Annotated in this window: 3 protein-coding genes; 2 read left to right on the top strand and 1 reads right to left on the bottom strand. The window is 33.0% G+C overall.

Annotated features, from left to right (window positions below; translation table 11 throughout):
• Positions 1–215 precede the first annotated feature (215 nt).
• Positions 216–1,382: a helix-turn-helix domain-containing protein gene (locus RT52_RS06615; protein ID WP_034816084.1), complete on the bottom strand. Its 1,167-nt coding sequence runs from the start codon at positions 1,380–1,382 to the stop codon at positions 216–218.
• Between the two features lie 167 nt (positions 1,383–1,549).
• Here RT52_RS06615 and RT52_RS16345 point away from each other — a divergent pair, with 167 nt between their 5' ends.
• Together RT52_RS16345 and RT52_RS06610 are read left to right on the top strand one after the other, a co-directional pair.
• The gene (locus RT52_RS16345; protein ID WP_156028746.1) at positions 1,550–2,071 is read left to right on the top strand and encodes a hypothetical protein; all 522 of its coding nucleotides are present in this window, start codon (positions 1,550–1,552) and stop codon (positions 2,069–2,071) included.
• A gap of 3 nt (positions 2,072–2,074) precedes the next feature.
• Complete coding sequence (locus tag RT52_RS06610) at positions 2,075–2,680, top strand: hypothetical protein (RefSeq protein WP_156028745.1); 606 nt, start codon at positions 2,075–2,077, stop codon at positions 2,678–2,680.
• The last annotated feature ends 80 nt before the right edge of the window (positions 2,681–2,760 follow it).

Genomic DNA, 2,760 nt, shown 5'->3' with positions numbered 1-2,760 from the left:
GCGATACACGATCAAGTAATTCAGGAAGGTGATTTTGTGACCCATTACTAACGCTACCTTTTGCATCTATACTTGGTGAAAAACTGAAAACTGTCATAATTGTCATGATAATCAATATTTTTTTACCATCTGATCATCTCCATAGATTCTTCATTTTGATGAAACTCTACTAATAATTTCTGATATTTAGAATGTATTTTTATTTTTATAATAATCTAAGAGTCCAAATATCTTTTTCTTATTTCAATATAAGAGTTTTCTTTCTCGATTAACCTTAAGTAATTAGTTTCAAGTAACCGATAATATTCTTTCTCATTTTTTTTACTCTTTAGAATCATTAAATCGGCATAAACCAAATATTTCTTATGAAGCTTACACTTTGACGCACTATTCTTGAAAGATGATGTAAATTCTAGAATCTCTTCTTCTTGAAGATCGTTTAAATGGAGTTTGGTTTCCCACATAGCAAGAATCAAAAGACATTGATGTTCTTCTTTAGTAGAAAAATATTGCTCGCAACTCTTAAACACCACAAGTGCCTCGTCATATCGATTTGCATTTTTCAAGAAGATACCGTAGTTATATCGCGTCTCGTGTAACATATTTTCGTTACGGAACTTTGATAGCATACGCAACAACTCAATATACTCTTTTTCTGCTTCTTTCATTAAACCCAATCTTGAGTAATTAATTGCCATAACCGACTTACAAGTTATCATTCTAGTGAAATTCGTCCCTTTACCAAAAGATTCATAGGCTTTATTCATATGAATTAAAGAAAGTGATGGACTGATGTTATAGCTGTAAATGAGACCTTTCTGGTAAAAATATTCTGCTTTGTCGTCACTCACTATGAGATTTTCATTTGATTCAGCGTATTCTGCAGCTTTCTTAGAATCTTTATACTTATTCAAGAACGACATTTTTAAAACGACAAATTTACTAATGTCGGCATTGGACATTATCTCTAAATTATCAAGGTTGTATAAAAGAGATTCAGCCTTTTCATAATTTTTTTCGTTTAATTCATAGGCCAATTGAGCCAATAAGTATCGATTCAAATAATCGCTTACTATGTAATGAGACTCCTCCTTTTCCATCATTTCAATGGTTAACTTCATCTGACTAACTTCACTGTAAGACCAGTGATAATAAAAGTCATCAATAAGTTTTGAGAGTTGACTATGCCTCTCCTGCTCAAAATCAATTTTTTTCCCAAGTCTTTCGAGAAGCAAATTCAATGTTTCTTGATTAGGTAGATACACTCCTTTTTCGATTTTGCTTAAATGTGAGATAGAACATATCCCTGCTGCGACTTCTTGTTGGGTTTTCTTAGCTTTTATACGATTAAATCGGATGATATTCCCGATATATTTATGCAATTTAATCTCCTCCACCTCATATTATCCCAAATTTTAAATGGTAAATAAATGCTATATTTTGAATAAGTCTTAGTTCAAAAGTCAAATTTTTAATGTAAAGGAGACAATGATTTTTAGAATTTTTTATTTTCACCAGATTTTTCACAAAAAATATTGGAGGTTTTTTAATGTTTAAGTCAAAAACAATTAAAATCTTAGGTTCACTAGCTTTGAGCGCATCGATTTTATCAGGAGTACCTAATTCAGTGTCAGCAGTAGAAAATGATGTGCCTATTTATGCCCCAGTTTACGATGGAACAGTATATCAATCCACACTCACTAATACATTAGTAAAGCTTCCAAAATGGACGCATATTGCTACAAACACATCGTCTCTTGTAGACACAGTAAACTATGAGGTTTCTCGTCGTGTATTTGCTACTGGAACTCTTACAGGTGAAACAGAATTTAAAATTTTGCAAAATGGCCTAAAAGTAACAGCCGAGGTTTCTTATGGGACGGATACCACCACATCAACTAAATTCGCCTTTAATATTCCTCCAAAATCCACGCGGAAATTAGTTTATGGTAGCATCGGTGTTGATACCACAGGAAAATTAGTCACATACTCTAATGGTTTGGTATCAAGATCAAAAGCCGTTTCTGCAGACTATAGCCGTTACAGCTACTCTGAGAATCTTGCATACTGATATATGAAAAAATATGTTGCTTTATACGTTTTAGCGATTGCTTTAGTATTGGCATCATGTAGCGAAAACGATTCATCAAAGAGTACTTCTTTGGGTAAGGAGAAGTCTAACGAGAAAACTGAACAAACTACCCAGTATGTTTCAGGTACAACACAGTATGTATCTATTAATGAATACATCGAAAGTATGGTAGCTCAACAATTTTCATTTATAAGTTTCGAAAAAGAAGTAGAAAACAATGAATTGATCACAACCGTAACGTTCTCAGTAGATAACATTCTAAGTCCAAAATTCACTTCTACTGAGCAACAGTTTTACTGGAGTGTTCAACTTCCAACTTCTCTTTTCGAAAAGGTCTCGGACGTACCTGAGCCGGTTATGTTTGTTCCTATATCTGGGGAAGAGTTAACAAATAGTGAGCGAGAAAAATCTCGTTATGCTAACTTTTATCGGATACAACAACGATTTGAAGTCTCAGAAGAACACGTCGCGGAAGTAGAGAAGTTGATTCAAAAAAAGGACTCTGGATACGCATTTAAACTTCATGATGAAAATTATGAAGAAGCATTCGTATTTGTTGATTTAGAATCTTTTGTAAATATAGACTGATTATTCAACAGCAAAATAGATATTCTCAAAAAAAGAATTCACTTCAATCCTGATATGCTCCCCAATAGGTAGACAGATGA

This window comes from Exiguobacterium alkaliphilum 12/1 (assembly GCF_000714435.1).
GTDB classification, from domain to species: Bacteria; Bacillota; Bacilli; order Exiguobacteriales; family Exiguobacteriaceae; genus Exiguobacterium; species Exiguobacterium alkaliphilum.
Note: the sequence above shows the minus strand (reverse complement) of the source record. Positions and strands in the feature narration are given on the sequence as shown.

Excerpts from the sequence above, each read along its gene's own strand:
- RT52_RS16345 (WP_156028746.1), top strand. The coding sequence starts at position 1,550 with ATGTTTAAGTCAAAAACAATTAAAATCTTAGGTTCACTAGCTTTGAGC.
- RT52_RS06610 (WP_156028745.1), top strand. The coding sequence starts at position 2,075 with ATGAAAAAATATGTTGCTTTATACGTTTTAGCGATTGCTTTAGTATTG.